21 protein-coding genes are annotated in these 19,572 nt (G+C 65.9%); 9 read left to right on the forward strand and 12 right to left on the reverse strand.

What is annotated here, in order from left to right; all coding sequences use genetic code 11:
- Nucleotides 1–38: 38 nt before the first annotated feature.
- Nucleotides 39–320: a hypothetical protein gene (locus ACGFNJ_RS06655; RefSeq protein WP_393444192.1), complete on the forward strand. Its 282-nt coding sequence runs from the start codon at nt 39–41 to the stop codon at nt 318–320.
- Here the strand turns inward: ACGFNJ_RS06655 and ACGFNJ_RS06660 are convergent.
- The 3 genes from ACGFNJ_RS06660 to ACGFNJ_RS06670 all read right to left on the reverse strand — a co-directional run bounded on the left by ACGFNJ_RS06660 (nt 295) and on the right by ACGFNJ_RS06670 (nt 2,616).
- Nucleotides 295–1,134 carry an NAD-dependent epimerase/dehydratase family protein gene (locus ACGFNJ_RS06660; RefSeq protein ID WP_393444194.1) on the reverse strand — a complete coding sequence of 280 codons (840 nt, stop codon included), beginning with the start codon at nt 1,132–1,134 and terminating at the stop codon, nt 295–297. The genes ACGFNJ_RS06655 and ACGFNJ_RS06660 overlap by 26 nt on opposite strands.
- A gap of 28 nt (nt 1,135–1,162) precedes the next feature.
- Nucleotides 1,163–2,293: a serine hydrolase domain-containing protein gene (locus ACGFNJ_RS06665; RefSeq protein ID WP_393444197.1), complete on the reverse strand. Its 1,131-nt coding sequence runs from the start codon at nt 2,291–2,293 to the stop codon at nt 1,163–1,165.
- 176 nt (nt 2,294–2,469) lie between these two features.
- Nucleotides 2,470–2,616 carry a hypothetical protein gene (locus ACGFNJ_RS06670; RefSeq protein ID WP_167837828.1) on the reverse strand — a complete coding sequence of 49 codons (147 nt, stop codon included), beginning with the start codon at nt 2,614–2,616 and terminating at the stop codon, nt 2,470–2,472.
- A 440-nt stretch (nt 2,617–3,056) separates the two neighbouring features.
- Here ACGFNJ_RS06670 and ACGFNJ_RS06675 point away from each other — a divergent pair, with 440 nt between their 5' ends.
- A complete protein-coding gene (locus ACGFNJ_RS06675) occupies nt 3,057–4,286 on the forward strand; it encodes an MFS transporter (RefSeq protein WP_393444199.1) in 1,230 nt (409 codons plus the stop codon).
- Between the two features lie 72 nt (nt 4,287–4,358).
- On the opposite strand, the gene ACGFNJ_RS06680 is transcribed toward ACGFNJ_RS06675, so the two are convergent.
- The 4 genes from ACGFNJ_RS06680 to ACGFNJ_RS06695 all read right to left on the reverse strand — a co-directional run bounded on the left by ACGFNJ_RS06680 (nt 4,359) and on the right by ACGFNJ_RS06695 (nt 8,958).
- Complete coding sequence (locus ACGFNJ_RS06680) at nt 4,359–5,747, reverse strand: amino acid permease (protein WP_393444201.1); 1,389 nt, start codon at nt 5,745–5,747, stop codon at nt 4,359–4,361.
- Between the two features lie 27 nt (nt 5,748–5,774).
- Nucleotides 5,775–7,163: an MFS transporter gene (locus tag ACGFNJ_RS06685; protein ID WP_393444203.1), complete on the reverse strand. Its 1,389-nt coding sequence runs from the start codon at nt 7,161–7,163 to the stop codon at nt 5,775–5,777.
- 44 nt (nt 7,164–7,207) lie between these two features.
- Nucleotides 7,208–7,681, reverse strand: a complete 474-nt coding sequence (locus tag ACGFNJ_RS06690; protein WP_393444205.1) for a flavin reductase family protein — start codon at nt 7,679–7,681, stop codon at nt 7,208–7,210.
- Nucleotides 7,682–7,752: 71 nt separating this feature from the next.
- On the reverse strand, nt 7,753–8,958 hold the full coding sequence (locus ACGFNJ_RS06695; protein WP_393444207.1) for an acyl-CoA dehydrogenase family protein: 1,206 nt from the start codon (nt 8,956–8,958) through the stop codon (nt 7,753–7,755).
- Between the two features lie 229 nt (nt 8,959–9,187).
- On the opposite strand from ACGFNJ_RS06695, the gene ACGFNJ_RS06700 reads away from it, so the two are divergent.
- Entirely contained in the window at nt 9,188–10,636 is a 1,449-nt protein-coding gene (locus ACGFNJ_RS06700) for a pyridoxal phosphate-dependent decarboxylase family protein (protein ID WP_393444209.1), read from the forward strand.
- A gap of 4 nt (nt 10,637–10,640) precedes the next feature.
- On the opposite strand, the gene ACGFNJ_RS06705 is transcribed toward ACGFNJ_RS06700, so the two are convergent.
- From ACGFNJ_RS06705 to ACGFNJ_RS06720, 4 genes are all read right to left on the reverse strand, one after another.
- Nucleotides 10,641–11,330 carry a response regulator gene (locus tag ACGFNJ_RS06705; RefSeq protein ID WP_393444211.1) on the reverse strand — a complete coding sequence of 230 codons (690 nt, stop codon included), beginning with the start codon at nt 11,328–11,330 and terminating at the stop codon, nt 10,641–10,643.
- A gap of 31 nt (nt 11,331–11,361) precedes the next feature.
- On the reverse strand, nt 11,362–11,967 hold the full coding sequence (locus ACGFNJ_RS06710) for a TetR/AcrR family transcriptional regulator (RefSeq protein ID WP_393444213.1): 606 nt from the start codon (nt 11,965–11,967) through the stop codon (nt 11,362–11,364).
- Between the two features lie 154 nt (nt 11,968–12,121).
- A complete protein-coding gene (locus ACGFNJ_RS06715; RefSeq protein ID WP_393444215.1) occupies nt 12,122–12,724 on the reverse strand; it encodes a YdcF family protein in 603 nt (200 codons plus the stop codon).
- A 78-nt stretch (nt 12,725–12,802) separates the two neighbouring features.
- Nucleotides 12,803–13,411 carry a CGNR zinc finger domain-containing protein gene (locus tag ACGFNJ_RS06720; RefSeq protein ID WP_393444217.1) on the reverse strand — a complete coding sequence of 203 codons (609 nt, stop codon included), beginning with the start codon at nt 13,409–13,411 and terminating at the stop codon, nt 12,803–12,805.
- 61 nt (nt 13,412–13,472) lie between these two features.
- Between ACGFNJ_RS06720 and ACGFNJ_RS06725 the strand changes: the two genes are divergently transcribed.
- The 6 genes from ACGFNJ_RS06725 (at nt 13,473) to ACGFNJ_RS06750 (ending at nt 18,460) form a co-directional block, all read left to right on the forward strand.
- Nucleotides 13,473–13,898 carry a carboxymuconolactone decarboxylase family protein gene (locus tag ACGFNJ_RS06725; RefSeq protein ID WP_393444219.1) on the forward strand — a complete coding sequence of 142 codons (426 nt, stop codon included), beginning with the start codon at nt 13,473–13,475 and terminating at the stop codon, nt 13,896–13,898.
- A complete protein-coding gene (locus ACGFNJ_RS06730) occupies nt 13,895–14,797 on the forward strand; it encodes a phosphotriesterase (protein ID WP_393444222.1) in 903 nt (300 codons plus the stop codon). The genes ACGFNJ_RS06725 and ACGFNJ_RS06730 overlap by 4 nt, the downstream gene beginning before the upstream one ends.
- Nucleotides 14,798–14,863: 66 nt before the next feature.
- On the forward strand, nt 14,864–15,538 hold the full coding sequence (locus tag ACGFNJ_RS06735; protein ID WP_393444224.1) for a PhzF family phenazine biosynthesis protein: 675 nt from the start codon (nt 14,864–14,866) through the stop codon (nt 15,536–15,538).
- A 103-nt stretch (nt 15,539–15,641) separates the two neighbouring features.
- Complete coding sequence (locus ACGFNJ_RS06740; protein ID WP_393444227.1) at nt 15,642–16,679, forward strand: hypothetical protein; 1,038 nt, start codon at nt 15,642–15,644, stop codon at nt 16,677–16,679.
- A gap of 72 nt (nt 16,680–16,751) precedes the next feature.
- Nucleotides 16,752–17,363 (forward strand): nicotinamide riboside transporter PnuC, encoded by a 612-nt coding sequence (gene pnuC, locus ACGFNJ_RS06745; protein WP_393444229.1) that lies wholly within the window; start codon nt 16,752–16,754, stop codon nt 17,361–17,363.
- Nucleotides 17,360–18,460 carry an AAA family ATPase gene (locus ACGFNJ_RS06750; protein WP_393444231.1) on the forward strand — a complete coding sequence of 367 codons (1,101 nt, stop codon included), beginning with the start codon at nt 17,360–17,362 and terminating at the stop codon, nt 18,458–18,460. Before pnuC ends, ACGFNJ_RS06750 begins: the two co-directional genes overlap by 4 nt.
- Before the next feature lie 10 nt (nt 18,461–18,470).
- Here ACGFNJ_RS06750 and ACGFNJ_RS06755 read toward each other — a convergent pair whose 3' ends face one another.
- On the reverse strand, nt 18,471–19,520 hold the full coding sequence (locus tag ACGFNJ_RS06755; protein WP_393444233.1) for a fatty acid desaturase family protein: 1,050 nt from the start codon (nt 19,518–19,520) through the stop codon (nt 18,471–18,473).
- Nucleotides 19,521–19,572: the final 52 nt, after the last annotated feature.

Raw genomic sequence — 19,572 nt, forward strand, 5'->3', positions numbered from 1 at the left:
GCACCAGAAATCAAGAAGAACCACGATAGGGAGGTGCTGTGGTGACACCGCCAGCCACAAGCCCTGATGTACTGCTCACGACAACAAGCCAGCCCGGCACCAGAACCCCCGACATCGATGAAGCATCTGCCGACGTCGCCCGCCTACTCCGAATCTCCGGCCGCCGAGCACTATTCCTGGCGGCGCTGGCCCTACTGGCCGGGCTACAGCCGTTGGCGTTGCTCCTCGCCCTCGCGGGTCTCGGCCTGCTGGTCGTACCCGTATCCGACCCGCCCGCACCCGAGCGCCGTGCCGTCAGCTCAATTCGACGAGTGTCGTGACATCGTAGATCGGCCGGTAACCCAGCTCACGCTGCGCTTTGCCGGAATCGTAGACACGGTCGATCGACCTCGGTAGCGGCCAACCTCGTTGCCGGAACAAAGCCACAACCCCTGGAGCGCGGTCGCCTAACACGGTCGCCGCATCCGCTAACAGTTGCCGTGCATCGTTGGGACGGAACAGCATTGGGCCCGCGACATTGAAGATGCCGCTTACCTCGGGGCGTACTATGGCCAAGCGGTGCGCACGAGCCACGTCGCGGACGTCGACCCCGCGATACAGCCGGTGCGCAGCCTGGACCGCGGGCTCCTCGGGAAAGCAGCGGGCGATGCGCAACACGATCGTCGTGAATCGGTGCCGCTGCCCGACGAGAGTCTCTGCGCCGAGCTTGGTCTCGTCGTAAATATCCCGCGGCTGCGCCCGCAGGGACTCCTCGACCCACACCGCTCGGCTGTCTGGCACCAGCGCATGCCCGTACACCGAGGTGCTGCTGGTGTACACCACTCGCCGCACATCACCTTCGGCAGCCTGGCTGAGCAGGGCGGCAGTGGCATCGACATTGACGGCCCGAAACTCGCCATCGTGAACCAGACCGACATGCGGTGCATGCAGTGCCGCTGCGTGCACGATGACCTCAACGCCTGCCACCGCACGGGCGCGCAGCGCTGCGTCGCGCAGATCGCCCCGATGGGTCGTCCACCGGCCAGGTCTGACATCCCAACCGCGTATTTCCCAACCGGCCGTGTGCATTTCGTCGGCGACCGCGGACCCCACTATGCCGGAAGAACCGGTCACCAGCACCACACCCGACGCCACGTCAGCCGACTCTACCGCGCTGCGCCGCTCACCCACACAGTGACAGGGTGAGCGAACCGCGGACGTCACCCTCGGTCGGTGTGCCGGTGTAGGAGAAGGTGACGGCGCGCCCGGCAGTGGTCGCACCGGACACGGTGGAGAAGCCATCGACGCCGCCCAGGTGCCCGACAAACTTTGTGCCACAAGGTAGTTCGGTGTACCCGACGCCGAGCCCGTAGGACATGCCGTCACCGTTGCCCATGTCGACCCCGTCGAACATGTCCCGCAGTTGCGCCTGCGGAACCACCCGCCCCGCCACCAACGCGGTATAGAAGCGGTTCAAGTCGGCGCCAGTGCTGACCAGCGCGCCCGATGTCCACGGGATCGACGGCTCCAGCCGCGTCACGTCGGTCACCGCGCCGCCGACGATGCCGTAGCCGGTCAGATGCGGATCGCGCAAGCCTGTCTCGCCGGTGGCAGGCAGATAGGTGTTCGCCAAACCCAGGGGCGTGAGGATGCGCTCGCGCAGTTCATCGGCATAGCGATGCCCGGTCACCGCCTCGACCATCATGCCCGCGACAAGGTAATTGGTGTTGGTGTACTCGAATCGGGCTCCGGGAGCGAACTGCGCGGGATGCCGCAAGACGAGGGCGATCTCCTGCGCGGGGGTGAAGGTGCGGCCAGCCAATGCCGCCTGGTGCCCGTTGGTCTCCGGGGATTCCGCCGGTTGAGGCAGCCCACTGCGATGCCCCAGCAGCTGGCGAACGGTGATGGCGCGCCCGTCGACACCGTCGCCGACGAGCAGGCCGGGCAGATAGGTATCGATCGAGCGATCGAGGTCGATCCGATGTTCGGCCACCAGTTGCAGCACGATCGCGGCGGTGAATGTCTTGGTGATGCTGCCGACCCTGACGTGCTCGGGACGATCGGTGCTGATCGGGGTCCCCGCGGCGAGATCGGCGCGACCAGCGGCCACCACGGTGTCGACACCGTTTTCGGTCAGCGTGGCGAGAGCACCGACCGCGCCGGAACGGGTCGCCGCCTCGAGATCGCCACGCACCTTGTCGGCCCTGGCGGCAGCGCTGGCAGGAACGGAGGACGACTCGACCGAACTTGTCGCACAGGCGGACAGCAGCATCGCCACTGCGCAGATCGGGAGAGCGAAGGCTCGTACACGCATGCCCCGACGGTAGGAACCCAAGATCCACATGCACATTGGACCGCAGTACTACAAGGACACCGGACCGAAGTATGGGGCGAAGCGTTGCGTCGAAGACCCGCCACCGCACACATTGTGTGTTCCCGCACACGACTCAGCGTGTGAAATCGTGTGCGGGAAATGAAGCGATGAGGTACTCAGCTGCCCAGGAACATCAAGGGGCTCATTACGGCCGACATCGGCAGCAGCATCGCACCCATGACGGAGCCGGCGCCCGGAAGGGCCACGGCCAGCGCAGCGGCAACAAACATGGCGATCGTGTTGCCCACGGCGGATCCGATCATTTCCATTCCTCCTCTGTTCGTACTTCCGGAGACTGCGAGTTTCACCAGGACTCGAAGTGCCATCAAGCATTGAACTGGTAGAGGCCACATCACCTGTGGTTGGCGAAGCACTCGGCCGCCGCTCAGATGCGTGCGCGAGTCATGTTAATGCCAGTCGAGGTCCGTAATGAGCATTTCGCGAGGTTTGCGTCAACCCCAACCCGCCGATCGCCGGCCCGACGCGCCCGTGCCGACCTGCACCGATGCTGTCGATGGACGTCTCGCCGCCCCGAATCTCTTGATACGACATGGAATCTGACGGCAGCGCGGCGCAACCACTGAGGTCGACTCGGCAGACAGCCCTGTGGTAGAAAATGGAACAAAAGTTCCACTTTCTCTGACAGCTCCGGAGGCTGATATGGCTCACCTACCGCCGACCACCCCCGAGATCGGGACGGCCGATGCCTAACCCTTATCGGGAGATCTTCGCCGCGCCAGGCACCAAGAGCTTCACCGCGGCGGGCCTGCTCGCGCGGCTGCCGCTGCCCATGACGCACATGGGCATCCTCACGATGCTGTCGGAGCTGACGGGGCAGTACGGGCTGGCCGGCGCCGTCGCAGGCACCTTCACGCTGTCGATGGCGCTGATCGGACCGCAGATCTCCCGGGTGGTCGACCGCTTCGGCCAGGGCCGAGTGTTATTGCCCGCCACCGGGATCAGCGCGGTATCCCTCGGCGGCTTGCTGTTGTCCGCCTACTACGACGCCCCCACCTGGATGCTGTTCGTCTTCGCGCTGATCGCCGGATTCATGCCGAGCATGGGCGCGATGGTGCGTGCGCGCTGGACTGAGCTGTATCGGGGCTCACCGCAGCTGAACACGGCCTACTCCTTCGAATCGGTGGTGGACGAGCTCACCTACATCGTCGGGCCCGCGTTCGCGGTCATGCTGAGTACGCTGCTCTTTCCCCAGGCCGGGCCGCTGATCGCGGTCGGTTTCCTGCTGCTCGGCGTGCTGCTGTTCGTCCCGCAGAAGCGCACCGAGCCCCCCGTGCAACCGCACACCGAGAGCAGTGGCGGATCGGTGATCCGGTCGTGGCCGGTGCTGCTGCTCGCCCTCACGCTCATGTTCGGCGGCGCCATCGCAGGCACCGTGGACACGATGGGCCTGGCCTTCGCCGAGGAGCAAGGCCAGAAGGGCGCCGCGGGCATCGTCTTCGCCGTCTACGCCATCGGATCCGGGCTGTCCGGGCTGGTGTTCGGCGCGCTCGAGCTGAAAGTGCCACTCCCCCGGCTCCTGCTGCTCGGCGTGACCGGAACCGCGGTGACCACGCTCCCGTTCTTGGCGGTCAACGGCATTGCCACCCTGTCGATCGCGGTGTTCTTCGCGGGGGTGTTCTTCGCGCCGACCATGATCGTCATCATGGGCATCGTCGAAAAGGTCGTTCCCGCAGCCAAACTCACCGAGGGCATGACCTGGATGCTGGCAGGCCTCAGCGTCGGCGTCGCGCTCGGCGCCGCCGCATCCGGCCAGGTCGTCGACGCCTTCGGCACCAGGGCAGGCTTCGGCGTCGCCCTGGTGGTCGGCACGCTCGCGCTGCTCACCGCGTTGCTCAGCTACCGGCTGCTGCGCGCGAAGACGGCGCAGATGGCGACGGTCGCGGCGCCGTCCGTCAGCGTGCCCGCAGGCTAGTCCGAAGCCGAAAAAGCCTGAAGCCCTTGGCTGTCCGACTCCGAGGAGAATCGGCAACCAAGGGCGTCGGCCTTAACCGGGCATCACCGTCGGCTCGGCAATCAACCCGCCAGGGCCGCGCCACCGCGCACGGACCAGGTAGGCCGCGAGCACCACCGCGAGACTGACCGAACTCATCAGCAACTGCGGCCGGGTCGCCTCGCCGCACAGCATCGAAATCAACACCACGACAAGGGCAATGATGGTGACGTAGGTCAGGTACGGGTAGCCCCACATCCGGAAGGTCAGCCGCGCCGGATCCATCCTGGACCGCAGGCGCAACTGCGAGACCGCGATGGTCAGGTACATGAAGATCAGCACGGCACCGGTGGAGTTGATCAGGAACGGGAAAACCTGCTCCGGCCAGAAGGCCTGCGCGAGCACCGACAGGTAGCCGACGATCGTCCCGAGCAGGATGCTGCGGGCAGGCACCTGCCGCGAGTTCAGCGTGATCAGCGTCCGCGGCACGTCACCGTGCCCGCCGAGCGCGAAAAGCACCCGCGACGAGGCATACAGCGTCGAGTTCAACACCGAGAGCAGCGCGGTCAAGATGACAACGGTCATCGCGGTGCCCGCGAACGGAATTCCCATCTCCGTCATCGCCGTGACATAGGGACTCTCCCCGGCATGGACCTTCTGCCACGGCACGATCGTCACCACCAAGAAGATCGAGCAGAGGAAGAAGACGATGATGCGCCACATCACGGTGCGGGTCGCCTTGGCCACCGCCTTGGCCGGTTCGGGGCTCTCGGCGGCGGCGATGGTGACGATCTCGGCGCCGCCGAACGCGAAAACCACCACCACCGTCGCCGCGAGGACGGCGCCGACACCGTTCGGGATGAAACCGCCGTAGGCCACCAAGTTGGTCAGATCAGGACCTTTGCCGCCCGGCCAGAGACCGACCAGATACGCGGCGCCGAGCCCGAGAAAGGCGAGGATCGCGACGACTTTGACCAGGGCGAGCCAGAATTCGAAGTCGCCGAACGATTTCACCGAGACCAGGTTCACCGCGGTCATGGTGGTGAGCAGCAGCAAGCTGAACGTCCATGCGGGCACCGCGGGCAGCCAGCTGTGCACGATCTGGCCACCCGCGATCGCCTCGATCGCCACGATCACGACGAAGGCATACCAATAGAGCCAGCCGATGGTAAACCCTGCCCAGTTGCCGAGCGCGAGCCGCGCGTACGCGGCGAAGGACCCGGCCAGCGGCATCGCCACCACCATCTCGCCGAGCATCCGCATGACGAACATGACGAGCACCCCGGCGATCAGATAGGACAGCAGCGCCCCTGGCCCCGCGCTGCTGATCGTTGTCGCGCTGCCGACGAACAGACCGGTGCCGATCGCGCCGCCCATGGCGATCATGGTCAGATGCCGTGGTTTCAGGGCGTGCTCGAGCTCGGGCTTATCAGTCCCAGGCATGTGTAACCCCTATTGGTTGGCCTTGTTTCAGGATGTGACTGGGTTCCGCTTGAACCGCATTGCGACGAGGACCATGCACGCGATACCGGCGGCCGCAGCGAAGACTGCGGTCCGCAGGCCGTCACTGGTGGCGACGCGCAGCGCCTCGCCCGTGCGGCCTTCGGTCCCGATGTTGGCGATCGCGACGAGGATGGCGAGCCCCACCGCACTGCCGACCTGTTCACCGGTGGTCGCAATGCCGGACGCGATGCCTTGATCCTGTTCGGCGACACCGGTTGTCGCGGCGGCGTACATGGTCGTGAAGACGATGCCCTGCGCCAGGCTGAGCACAACGAGCCCGGGGACCAGCTCGGCGAAGCCGCCGTCCGGGCCGACGGCGAGGCCGAATCCGATGGTCCCCAGCGCGCCCGAGGCGAGGCTGCCGATCAGGGTCGCCCGCACCCCGAAACGGGTGGCCAGCTTCCCGCCGAGCACGGTGCCGACGAGGACGCCCGCGCACGGCACCACGAAGGCGAGGCCGCTCCGTAATGCGCTGTACCCCAGCACATTCTGGAAGTAGATGCTGAAGAAGTAGGCCAGCACCCCGAACGTGGCCATGAACAGGAAGGTCACCACGGTGCCCGCGCTGAGGTTGTGGTTGCGGAACAACCGCAGTGGCATCAGCGGTTCACGGCTGCGCGCCTCGATGGTGAGGAACGCCCCGAGCAGCACGACGGCCGCCGCCACGCTGGCGAGGATGGTCGGCGAGGCCCAACCGGACTCCGGGCCTTGGACGAGCGCGAAGACGAGCAGGGTCGATCCGGCCGTTGCGGTCAACGCGCCGGGCAGGTCGATCTTGCGGCCGGTCATCTGCTCCTGGTCGGCGGGAATGAGCAAGTAGGCCAACAGCATTCCGGTGCAGGCCAGCGGCACGTTGACATAGAACACCGCCGCCCAGCCGAACAACTCGGTCAGCACACCGCCGAGCAGGGATCCGAGGACCATCCCGGTGCCCGCCGCCCCTGCCCAGATCGCCAACGCGCGGTTACGTTCCCGGCCTTCGGCGAAGGTGGTTGTCACCAGCGACAACGTCGCGGGGGTGAGGAAGGCGCCGCCGATTCCCTGGCCGGCGCGGGCAACCACCAGCATCGTCGGCGTGGTTGCGAGGCCGCCGAGCAAGGACGACGCCGCGTACAGGAACAACCCGAAGACGAACATCCGGCGCCGCCCGAACAGGTCGGCCGCCCGCCCGCCGAAGAGCAGGAATCCGCCGAACGCCACCGTATAGCCGCTCACGACCCACTGCAGGGTCTGTGCGGAGAACCCGACCCCGCTGGCGATGTCCGGGAGCGCGACGAACATGATGTTGTAGTCGATCCCGATGATGAAATGAGCGAACGCGAGCAGGGCAAGGATCAACTGGAGATTGCGACGCACTGGCGCGCGAACATCGGCAGCGATGGTCGAGGAAGGCACTGTCGTTACCGCCCTTCCGCTTCGGCGGGCCACGACGAGAACCGCCGCAGTCCGTACATGAGCGGTCTGGCCTGCTCCGGCGATTCCTGGGTCACCCGGAAGATCTCACCGAAAATGACCTGATGGTCGCCGACCGACAGTGTTCGGCTGATGCGGCAGTCCGCGATCGAATGCGTGTCCTGCATCAGGTGCGGTCCGCCGAACGAGGGATCGTTGCACCATTCGACCTGATCGAACCTGCCGGTGATGTTCGAGGCGAATACTTCCGCGGCAGACCGGGCGCCGTCGTGCAAAAGGTTTACCGCGAAAGTGGATTCGCGCAGCACCGCATCCAGGGTTTGGCTGCCTTTGCGTAGACAAATGAGCAGCGTCGGCGGATCCAGCGAAACGCTGCAGACCGAGGAGCACGTCATGCCTGCCGCCGCGCCCCCTGGCCGTCCGGTGGTGATGATGGAGACGCCGGTGGGAAACGTCGACATCAGCGAACGAAACTCAGCAGGCGCGATGGGGTCGGGATATGTCAAACCACTAGTCATGTCAGCAGCCGTTCTCACCAGAGCAGGGTCTTTTGCGGGACGTTGCCACCGAGCAGCAATTCCCCGGCCGACTGCAGGCTCTGCACGCCGGCATCGGCGTGCTGGCACATGGTGTTGACATCACGGAGCCAGCGGTCCAGTGGCGAAGGCCGGTAGATCGCGGACCCGCCGACGAGGTTGAACAGCTGAACCACGATCGACCGTGCGGTCTGGAATGCCTTGTGGCGGGCCAGCGCCGTCGCAACCCGCTCGTCCGCGGTCTGTGGCTCCGCGTTCGCCAAGCCGTGCCACTGCCGTTCCAGGCTGGCGAAAACCGCGCTGCGCGCCGCCGCGAGATCCATCTCGGCCTCGGCGATCGTCATCTGCACTCGATAGCTCTCCCCCCACGGCTTGCCGGTGGTGCGGTCGACGCGAGTCGCGGCCATCGAACGGACGTAATCCAATGCTGCACGGGCAACGCCGAGCGGCACGCCAGGCATCTTCCTGACGATCGCATCGGGAGCTCTGTGCAAAAGTCCTTCGCGGTGCGGGATCGCGAAAGTGAACGAATGTTCCTCGGGCACAAACAGTTCCGACACCGAGTAGTCCCGGCTGCCGGTGCCTGCCAGGCCGGTGGTGTACCAGGTGTCGTGGATCTCGAAATCGCTGGGACGCGCCATCATCACCCGCCATTGCGTCGGGTCGCCGTCGGTGTCGGGCTCCAGCTCGCCGTCGCGATACACCAGACAGCCTGCCGCGAGCCAATCGCAATGGGTGACGCCGCTGCCGAAAGGCCATCGACCACTGATCAGATAACCGCCGGGCACGCGCTCGGCGCGGCCGATCGGATTGACAAAGCCCGCGACCACCATATCCAAGCTGGGAAACATCTCGCGGGCGACGGAATCCTGCAAGTAACCCGAATAGATTCCGGAGTCGGCGCCGATCATCGCGCACCAGGCAGCAGAAGCGTCACCCGTGGCGAGCGCCTCGACTACTTCGGTCTGCTGAACAGACGTCAGCTCGGGACCGCCCCACGTTTTCGGCATTGCCATGCGAAAAACACCGGTGCCGCGCAGGAGGTCGACCACCGTCTGCGGAAGCTGCCTGTTCTGCTCGATCTCGACCGCGTGCTCACGCAGGACCGCCGCGGTGTTCTTGGCCCGAGAAAGGATTTCCGCAGCGTCGAGGTAATCGGACGCAGCAGCGTCCATCGATTCACCGACTACCGAACCGGACATTCAATTGCTCCCTTGTATTCATTTCGCGGTATACGAGCGTTCTTGTTCGCCGACATTCCGTCGGCGACGGCCGAAACTGTATCCAGCAGCCATTCGGCACTACATCTGACCGGCGGTGACAATTCGCGAGTACTCCCGGCGGTGATACTCCCTATCGGCCATGTATCCCGGGGGATACAGTTTCCATCTGGAATTGTCGAAAGCGGAGACAGCTGGCTACGGTTGGTTTATGCGAGACCATCCACTCGAGCCGAGCACATTCGAAATGCGCGCGATGGGCGCGACCGCGCTCGCGCTCGTCGAGGAATTCATCAGAGATCTTCCGGATGCACCCGTCGCCGATCTGGACGGGGCGATGGAGGTGGCCGACAGTCTCCGGGAGAGCGCACCGGAGCACGGCACGTCGTTCGAGACCCTGCTCGACACCGTGGCGATCAGCGCCAAGAAGTCGATCAACGGCTCCGGCCCCGGCTTCCTCGCCTACATACCCGGTGGCGGCCTGTACACCTCTGCCCTCGCCGATCTCATTGCGGCAGGGCTCAATCGGTACGTCGGCCTGGCCGGGATGGCGCCCGCGATCGCGCAGATCGAGGCGACAACGGTCCGCTGGCTGTGCGACATGTTCGACTACCCCGAGCAGGCGCGCGGCGTGCTGACCTCCGGCGGCTCGATGGCCAACTTCTCCGCGGTGGTCACCGCCCGAAAAGCCAAGTTGGACGAGGACTTTTCCACCGGCGTCCTCTACACCTCGGCGCAGGCGCACGCGTCCTGCGTGAAAGCCGGTTATCTGGCCGGATTCCCGAAAGCCAGGGTGCGCCTCGTGCCCGCCGACGACGCGTTGCGGATGGACGTGGCCGCGCTCGCCGCCATGGTGGCCGCCGATCGCGCGGCAGGGTTGCGCCCCTTCATGATTACCGCGTCGGCGGGCACGACCAACACCGGCTCGGTCGATCCGATCGCGCGCATCGGCGACTTCGCCAGGGCCAACGATCTGTGGCTACACGTCGACGCGGCGTACGGCGGGCCGTTCCGGATGACCGACCACGGCCGGACCCTGTTCCACGGCATCGAGCTCGCCGACTCGATCACCCTCGACCCGCACAAGGCACTGTTCGTGCCGTACGGCACCGGCGCCCTCATCGTCCGCGACGGCGCCAGACTCCGCGCGGCACACCATGTTTCCGCCGATTACCTGCAGGACCTCACCGGCCTGGAGGAGCAGATTCCCAGCTTCTCCGAATACTCCATGGAGCTGTCGCGCGACTTCCGCGGCCTGCGACTCTGGCTGCCGATCAAGCTGCACGGGATGGCCGCCTTCCGGGACGCACTCGACGAGAAGCTCGCGCTCACCCGATATCTCTACGACAACCTCACCGGTACACCGGGTTTCGAGGTTCCGCTGGAACCGGACCTTACGACCGTGGCATTCCGCTACGTCCCGCAGCACGGCGACGCCGACGAATTCAACCGGCGACTGCTGCACCGGATCAACGCCTCCAAGCGAATCTTCCTGTCCAGCACCATTCTCGACGGCAACTTCGTGATCCGCGTCTGCATCGTGTCCCATCGCACGCACTTCGATCGGATCGAAGAAGCCGCGCGGATCATCAAGAGCGCCGCCTACGATCTCGAGCGATACGAGCGAATGTCGGCGCCGGTCGCCGCGGTGCCCGGATAACGGGTCACTCGCAGCGGACGCCGTGGCATGCCGCGCCGGAACCGAGAGCGGTGACGACCAATTGAATCCGGTCCCGCGCACCGAGTTTGGTCATGATGCGGCTGACGTAGGTCTTGGCGGTCAGCGGGCTGAGGTGCAGCCGTTCGGCGATCTCGGCATTGGTCAGGCCCTGGCCGATCAGGGCGAAGACCTCCTGCTCCCGATTGCTGAGTTCGGCCATCACCGAATGCTTGATCACCGTCGCGGTGGGGACGCTGGTCTTGGTTCCCGAGGTGAACTCGTCGATGACGCGTCGGGTGTGCCGGGGATTGAGCCACGCTTCTCCTGCCGCGATCGCACGAATCGCACTGCGGAGGTCCTCCGGGTCGGTGTTGACCGGGAGGAACCCGCTTGCCCCTGCGGCCAACGCACGGAAAAGGTGTTCGTCATCGTCGTAGATGGTGAAGATCAGCACCCGAACCCCGGAAAGCAACGGATGGCTGGTGATGCGCCGGGTTGCCTCCAGCCCGTCGGTGCCGGGCAGGTGGGTATCCATCAGCACCACATCGGGTTCCGTCGTGCCTGCCAGTTCGACGACGGCGTCGCCGTCGGCGGCGTCGCCGACCACCCGCATGTCGGGTGCGGAGTCGATCAGCAGACAGAACCCGGCGCGCGCGGCCGCATGGGCATCGGCGACCAGGACGCGGATCGTCATCGGGGCGGCGTCGCCATCGCGCGGCCCGTGCTCATCGTGCATCGGGGAGTAGCTCGCGCAGCATCGCCTCGAACTCGTCGACCGTCGGCGGCTGGTCGGCGAGCAAGGCGTGCAGCAGCAGGCCGTCATAGGCGTTCGTGAAGAGCTGGATCCGCACCGGGTCCGCGGTGTAGCGGCGGGCGAAATCGGCGAGCGCACCCTTCCAGCGGTCCGTCGGTCCACGCAGATCCGGCCTGCGCGAGGCGAGCAGGCACAGCTCGAACTCGGCGAGCAGCCGCCCGGGGGTCGCGACGATCTCGGCCATCAGCCGAGCGAGCGCGTGCAGGCTGTCGGAGTCGTCCGCCGCGACGGTGAGCTGTCGCATCTTCTCGGCGTCGTCGTCCATGCAGGTGGTCAGCGCGGCGGTGAGCAGGCCGTCGACGCCGTCGAAGTAGTACGTGGCCGCAGTGGTGGGCAGACCCGCTTCCCTGGCGACGGCGCGATGGGTGACGCCGGATGCGCCGTCCCGCTCGATCACCCGCAAGGTCGCCTCGATCAGTGCACGCCGACGACGCTCGCCCTTCGACCGGCGGCCGTCTGTGGTGACCTCGTTCAGTGTCTCTCCCAATATTCGGTACAGCCCAGGACGTGTGACCATACTCGTCGGTCCGATCGAAGCTGACAGGTGCACATGCTCTACATCCTATGATGGGACTATTGGTGGCCCAACAGGTATTGCTGCCCAATGGAATTGGTCCCAGAAGCTGCCGATCGATGAATGCTCAGTTAATTACGTTGTCGGATAAAGACGTTCATAGTTGTTGCGCGGCAAGACTGCGCTTGGCGCGAGTGAGGTCTCGGAGTCCGTATAACGCGAAGAGGGGTTTGAGCGGAAACGCCTCGCCGAGACGGTAATCGACGGAGCGGACGACCCGGGCCGCCAGATCGGGGCGTTGGTGCCGCAAGTAGAGGCGCGCTTTCTGCGCGTGCAGCGGGTTCGAGACGAACTTGATCTGGTCGACGTGTTCGATCAATGGAATCAGGTTTTCGACGTTCTGCCAGGTGCTGCGCGAACGATCCTCGAGCTGCACCGGACCGGCGAAACCACGTTCCGCCACCGCGTATCGCGCCAGCAGTGCCGCCTCGGACACCGACCCTGCGCCGCTACCGCCAGAGCAGATCAGGATCGAAGTGCCGACGGCGCGGTCGATGGAGCGCAGTGCCGCTCGCACCCGCCACCGATTCAGCGCGTTCGCCCGCGCACCGGGGCCGTTCCGGAATCCGAGCACGACGACCGCCTCGGAACCAGCACCCGATCGCACACCGACCTCGGCCCGACTGGCCCGCCAGTGCACGAACTCGCCCCACCCCACGAAACCGCAAAGCCCAAGAGCCACCCACATTTTCCGTGCCATGACTAGCCATCCTCACACGTCGACCACTCCCACGTGGCGGTCGCTTCCCACGCGCGACCGGACCGCTGTTCGAGGGTGCTACGTGGGTGCGGGCTCTCCTCGATTCGTGGCCTGATCGGTGGCGCGGCGGGCACGCATCGCCCGGACCCGCCCGCGGCTGGCGCATGCCGGTGACGGGCACCAGCGGCGGCGACCGGCGGTGTCGGTGAAGACGCCGCGGCAGTCGTGTTCCGGGCAGACCTTCAGCGTGGCCCGGTCGGTGCCGGTCAGATGATCGACCGCCTGCCTGGCGATGCGGGCGAGCGCGTCGGACGCGGTCGCCGGAGGCTCGCGGCGTACCCGGTCGGCGGCGATCAAGTGCACCGGGTCGTCATGTTCGGCAAGGAACACACTCAGGTCGGTCACCGAGTCGGCCGGTGGTTCCGTGCCGTCGATGGTCGCCAACACCAGGACACGCAACGTCTCTCGCAACCGAATCGCCTGGGCGAGCTCGGCGGCGGTAGGTGCGCGCACCGGAAGGAGCTCACTGCGCTCGAGCCACTCGGCGAACCGGGCAGGCGAGCCGAGTCGTTCCACCGGGTCAGCACTGAAACTGCGGCCCTTGGTGGCCAGCAGATTCAGCCAGGTGGAACCGCAGTCGAACCGGAACGCGTATTTGTCCGCCACCAGGAAAGCGTAACGCTTCATGCGTTACATCTGCTACCGTCGTAACGCCTAACCCGTTACAACTGTTCGAGGTAGCCCGCTCATGACGCATATTTCTCCGCTCTCCCAGCAGCTGACCCCGGCCCGATTCGACCGCGAGGAGGGCTACCGGACGTTGGATCTGCTCCAGGATCAGACCACCCAGCACGCGGCACTGTCCGGCCTGGAGCAGTCGCTGCCCGGATTCGCCGACTGGATCGTCACCGCACTGTTCGGCGGGACCTATCAGCGCACGAATTTGTCGTTGCGAGATCGCCAGTTGCTGAACCTGGCCGCCCTCACCACCGTCGGCGGCGTGGATCCGCAATTGCACGGACACGTGAAAACATCGCTGCGAGTGGGACTGTCCCGCGAGGAGATCCTCGAGGTCTTCGCGCATCTCGCGCCCTATATCGGGGTGCCGAGGGCGCTGGCAGGCTTGCGGGTGGCCACCGCCGCGCTCACCGAAGCCGAGGAAACCGCCCGGTGACCGACAGGATCCGCACCGTGCTCGGCGATATCGAGCCGGCGCGGTTAGGCGTCTGCAATGCACACGATCATCTGTTCCTCCGTTCACCGCGGTTACCAGAGGAAGCACTGGATGACGTGGATGCTGCTCTGGTGGAACTGAATTCGTTCGCTGCGCTTGGCGGGCAGGCGGTCGCGCAGTGGACACCGTGGGGGTTGGGGGCGCGGCTGGCGGACCTACCCGAGCTGTCCGAACGATCCGGCGTGCATCTGATCGCCGCCACCGGGATGCACCAGGCCAAGCACTACGACCCCACCGAATTAGCCCGCGGCCGAGACGATCTCGCCGAGTTGTTCGTCCACGAGCTCACCGCGGCACCGGTGCGCGCGGGATTCATCAAGATAGCCAGCGCTTTTCACCACATCGACGAGCACGCCAGCTCAGTGATGAGCGCCGCGGCCCACGCTCATCATGCGACAGGAGCGCCTGTCGGTGTCCACCTCGAGGGCGGCACCGCAGCCTTGGCGGTACTCGACGAGCTCGCGGGAACCCACGGCGTGCCACCGCAACACATCATCCTCGGTCATCTGAACCGCTTCCCGGACAGCACGATGCACCGGCAAATCGCCGCCGCGGGCGCATTCGTCGGCTTCGAAGGTCCGTCGCGAGCCAACCACGGCACCGACTGGCGCCTGCTCGGCAGTATCGCGGCCCTCGTCGACAGCGGACACGCCGACCGGATCCTGCTCGGCGGCGACACCGTGCTCGCCTCGGCGCGCTCGACCGCGGACGGACCAGGAATGGTCTATCTGCTCAGAACGTTGCGATCCAGTATCGAACGTGAACTCGGATCTGACGTCGCCACAGCGATTTTCATCACCAACCCCGCCAACGCCTTCAGTGCGCGTTGGCACGATTGAAGCCTGCATCGCCATGGTGCGGGCGTTTACCCACGCAAGTATTGCAAGATCGAGAAAGGCACGAACATGACTGTCTCCGCCAACACGAAGGTCGACGTGGTGCGGGTGTTCACCGACGCTGCCGGTCGATTCGGGAACGAACTGGGTATCGCCCGAGCCGCCGACGTCGCGGAATCCGCACAGCAGGCACTCGCTGCCGAACTCGGTTACAGCGAGACCGTTTTCGTCGAGGACGCGGTCGACGGTGTCGCGCGCATGCGCATCTACACCCCCGCCGTTGAGCTGCCGTTCGCCGGGCACCCCAGCGTCGGCGCCGCATGGTGGTTCGCCACCAATCACGCACCGATCCGTGCGCTCGAGGTCCCGGCCGGTTCGGTCGCGGTCGAGTACGCGGGCGACCTCACCTGGATCACCGCCCGCGCGGCCTGGACGCCGGACTTCACCTTCCACGAACTGTCCGACGTGCAGGAGCTGGCGCGCTTGCAGCCCGGCGATTTCGCAGGCGGGCCGCACTATCTGTGGGCCTGGACCGACAAAGACGGCGGCGCGCTGCGTTCGCGGATGTTCGCGCCGACGCTCGGCATCGCCGAGGACGAGGCGACAGGTGCTGCGGCAGTAGCGATCACCGCGCTGCTGCAACGCAACCTGACCATCACTCAAGGGGAAGGCTCCCAATTGTTCACCGCGTGGCAGGCTGACGGCTGGATCAAGCTCGGCGGTCGGGTCGTCGCCGACGCCTAGAGATATCCGGGGCACCGCTTCGCCGATCACGTCTACTCAGAGGGCGGGCGTTGTTCCCGCCGTTGAGGATTCCGTCTTCCGCCGACGCTATTAGCGTGTCGTCATGCAGGATGAGTTTTCCGTCCCCGCCCTGATCGGCAAGGGGAAATTCGAGGCTGCGGTAGTGGCGGCACGCATCATCACCTTGGCTGAGATCATTCAGATTCCGGGGTTCATCGAGCTCACCTCGGAGCAGATGCTTCGCGTGGCCCGTACAGCCACGAATCTCCAGTGGGTCTCGCGGCCGGTGTACTGGATGCAGCGAGGTCGCGGCGCCGAATGGCTGCGCGGTGTCCATCCTGATTATCGTGCCGATCAGGTGCGGCTGGAGAATGAGGTGCGCAGCGAGCTCTACCACGTGGTCGCGACCGCAGCGGCCGGTGATGCACGCTTGCTGGATCAACTCGAACCCGACGGGCCGACGACGGTCTCCGGCATCCGCAAACTGCTCGAGCTGTCGGAGGAAGGCGGTCCTCTTCACCTGCCGGATTCTCCTGTTGCTGACACCGGACCGTGGCGTGCTATCGCCGCGTCGCCGGACCCGAGCGAGCGGGCACGACTGGCGATGTCGTTGTGGAACTCGGATTTTCTTGCCCTGGTACCCCGTTTCGCTGCGACATTGCGCACCAGGCTGCGCGACGTGCGGGTCTGCAACTGGGATCTGGAAGGGGCGGCGCTGCTGTACTTCGTCGAAGACGCAAACGGTGACATCCTGGTGTGGGTGGGATGGGAACCGCGCCTTTCCGTTGAGCCGCGACCACCGTTCTGGGCGACACTGCCCGCGGCGGCGCGCCAGTTCCTCAGCGAAGTACACGCCGGCTTCACCATGCTCGACGGCGAATCGTTCGGCCTCGCGCAACCCTCGTACATGTCCACCTTCGCCGCATGGGCAGGCTGGCCCGCCGACATCCCGGACTGGGACCGTGACGATGTCATCGCCTCGACCTCACTGCTGTGGTTGACCGGCAACGGCGGTGACACCGCCCTCTGTACGTCACCGAATCTGGCGGTCGGCGAAGCGGCCGTGCTTATCGAGGGCGATTTCAGTATCAGCGAACTCGGTCCCGAGCTCGACAGCCTGATGCTGTCGCCGCTGTTGTAAACGGGCTGCGACGTCGCGTGCGCCGCGCCCCTGCCACAGTATGGTCGATACGACTATTACGGGAGGGGCCTCGTGGGTTGGGCGACAAGCTGGACCGAGATCCTCGGGTTCGCGACGGGTGCAGTGTGCGTGTGGCTGGTCGGGCGGCAGCACATCGCCAATTGGCCGATCGGGATCGCCAACAACATCTTCTTCATCGCGCTGTTCACTCAGGCCGGGCTCTACGCCGATGCCGGGCTGCAGATCGTCTTCATCACGCTTGCCGGGTACGGGTGGTGGTGCTGGCTTCACGGCGCGGGACCGAATGCCACCGATGCCCTGCCGGTGCGGCGGACCACTGTCAATGAATGGGTCGCGCTCGTCGCGGCCGGAGCGGTGGGGGTGCTCGCTCTCACGGTGTTGCTCAGCCAGGTCACCGATTCCAGCGTGCCGTTCTGGGACGCTCTCACCACCGGTCTCTCGTTGATGGCCACCTATGGTCAGTGCCGCAAGCTGCTGGAGTCGTGGTTGCTGTGGATCGCCGCAGACCTCGTCTACATCCCGCTCTACATCTATAAGGACCTGTATCTGACGGCGTTGCTGTACACAGGGTTCCTCCTGCTGTGCGTGACGGGCCTGCTCCGCTGGCGACGGTCGCTGCACACCGGCCCTGGTGCGCGCGACGTCCATCGGGCGACCGCATGACCCGCTTCGGCCACGGCCTGGTGCTCGGCAAGTTCTACCCGCCGCACGCGGGACACCATCATCTGGTGCGCACCGCACAGAACCAGTGTGCGCGGCTCACTGTTCTGGTGTGTGCGTCTGCCGTGGAATCGATTCCGCTGACAACGCGGGTCGCGTGGATGCGCGAGACGCACCCTGATGTCGAGGTCGTCGGCACGATGGACGAGATCCCCGTCGACCTGTGCGACCCGGCAATCTGGGACGCACACATGGCGATCTTCGGTGCGGCCGTGCCCGATCGGGTCGACGCCGTCTTCACCTCCGAGGAGTACGGGGCCGAGCTCGCGCGGCGATTCGGCGCCGAATCGATCTGCGTCGACCCGAAACGCACGCGATTCCCGGTGTCCGGCACCGCCGTTCGGCAGGACCCGGTCGGCTGTTGGGAGTTCCTCGACCCGGCCGTACGGGCCGCGCTGGCCAGGCGGGTCGTCGTCCTCGGCGCCGAATCCACTGGGACGACCACACTTTCGATCGATCTGGCCGCGCACTATCGGCAGCGCGGCGGGGTCTGGGCAGCGACCGCATGGGTCGCCGAATACGGGCGCGAATACTCCGAGCAGAAGTTGGCGGCGGCCCAGGTCGCCGACCCGACGGCGACCTGGCCGGATATGTCCTTCAGCTCCGGGGAGTTCCCGGTGATCGCGCGCCGCCAGGACGCGAACGAACAGCAGGCCGCGCGCAGCGGCGCACCGGTATTGATCTGCGACACCGACTCTTTCGCCACCGGCATCTGGCACGAACGCTACCTGGGCACGCGCAACGCGGAGGTCGAGCGGATCGCCGCCCGCACTCGGCGGGACCTCTACCTGTTGACCGACCATGTCGGAGTCCCCTTCGACGACGACGGCCTCCGGGACGGCGAACACCTCAGACCGTGGATGACCGACCGCTTCCGGGAAGAGCTCGCGCACACCGGAAGACGGTTCCGCATCATGCGCGGCGATCGAGCGACGCGGCTGACGGCAGCTGTCGCTGCGGTTGACGAACTGCTTGCCGAGGGATGGCAGTTCGCGGACCCATTGCCCGAAAACATCCGCCCGGCAACCAGTTCGGGCTAACACTCGAGTGTCATTCGGTGGTGCGAAGCGGTGCGCCGACGTGGTGCAGGTGGCGCAGGGCCTCGCGGTACGAGGCGATGAGCCCGGTCTCGTGATAGGGCACGCCGATTTCGGCGCAGTAGTCGCGGACGATCACTTGGGCGTGCCGCAGATTCGGGGTCGGCATGCTCGGGAACAGATGGTGTTCGATCTGATAGTTGAGTCCGCCAAGGGCGAAGTCGGTCAGCGCGCCACCCCGCACGTTGCGGGAGGTCAGCACCTGCTTGCGCAGGTAGTCGGGGCGGTCATCGCCGGTCAAGGTCGGCATGCCCTTGTGGTTCGGGGCGAAGATGCAGCCCATGTAGACACCGAACAGCGCTTGGTGGACCGCGAGGAACGCGATGCCCTTGTCGGCAGGCAGCACCACGAACAGCGCGGCCAGGTAGCCGGCAAAATGACCGAAGAGCAGTACGCCCTCCAGACTTCGCTGCTTGATCGATCGATTTCTGAGCGCGCGCACGCCGGCCAGGTGCAGGTTCAGCCCCTCCAGCATCAGCAGGGGGAAGAACAGGAACGCCTGCGCCCGCCCGATGAGACGCGCCAGACCACGGCTGGCCCGCGCCTGCCGTTGCGACCAGACCAGAATGTCCGGCGCCACATCGGGATCGAGGTCCTCGTGGTTCGGATTGGCGTGATGCCGGGTGTGCTTGTCCTGCCACCAGCCGTACGCCAAGCCGATCCCGGCATTGCCGACGACGCGGCCGACGATTTCCGTCGGCCTGCGCAGCCGGAAGACTTGGCGGTGCGCAACATCGTGCATGACCAAGGCGACCTGGGCAAAGGTCACGGCCATGAGCGCCGCGACCAGGAGCGTCCACCACGAGTCGCCGACGAGGACGAACGCGACCCAGCCCGCCACGAAGGCAATCCCGACCAAGCTGAGCCGGATGGCGTAGTACCCGGGACGCCGATCCATCAGTCCCGCATCGGAGATCCGGCGCAACAGCCGGGCGTAGTCACCGTCGGCGCCGCGCCGCGGCGGCCGCGGAATGGACTCTGAGGCCAAAGTCGTTGTCGTCATAGATCTTCCTGAGAGCTGAGTCGGAGAGGCCACCTCCGCCCGGCTCGATGCC

The sequence above is a fragment of the Nocardia sp. NPDC049149 genome (assembly GCF_043197455.1).
GTDB lineage: Bacteria > Actinomycetota > Actinomycetes > Mycobacteriales > Mycobacteriaceae > Nocardia.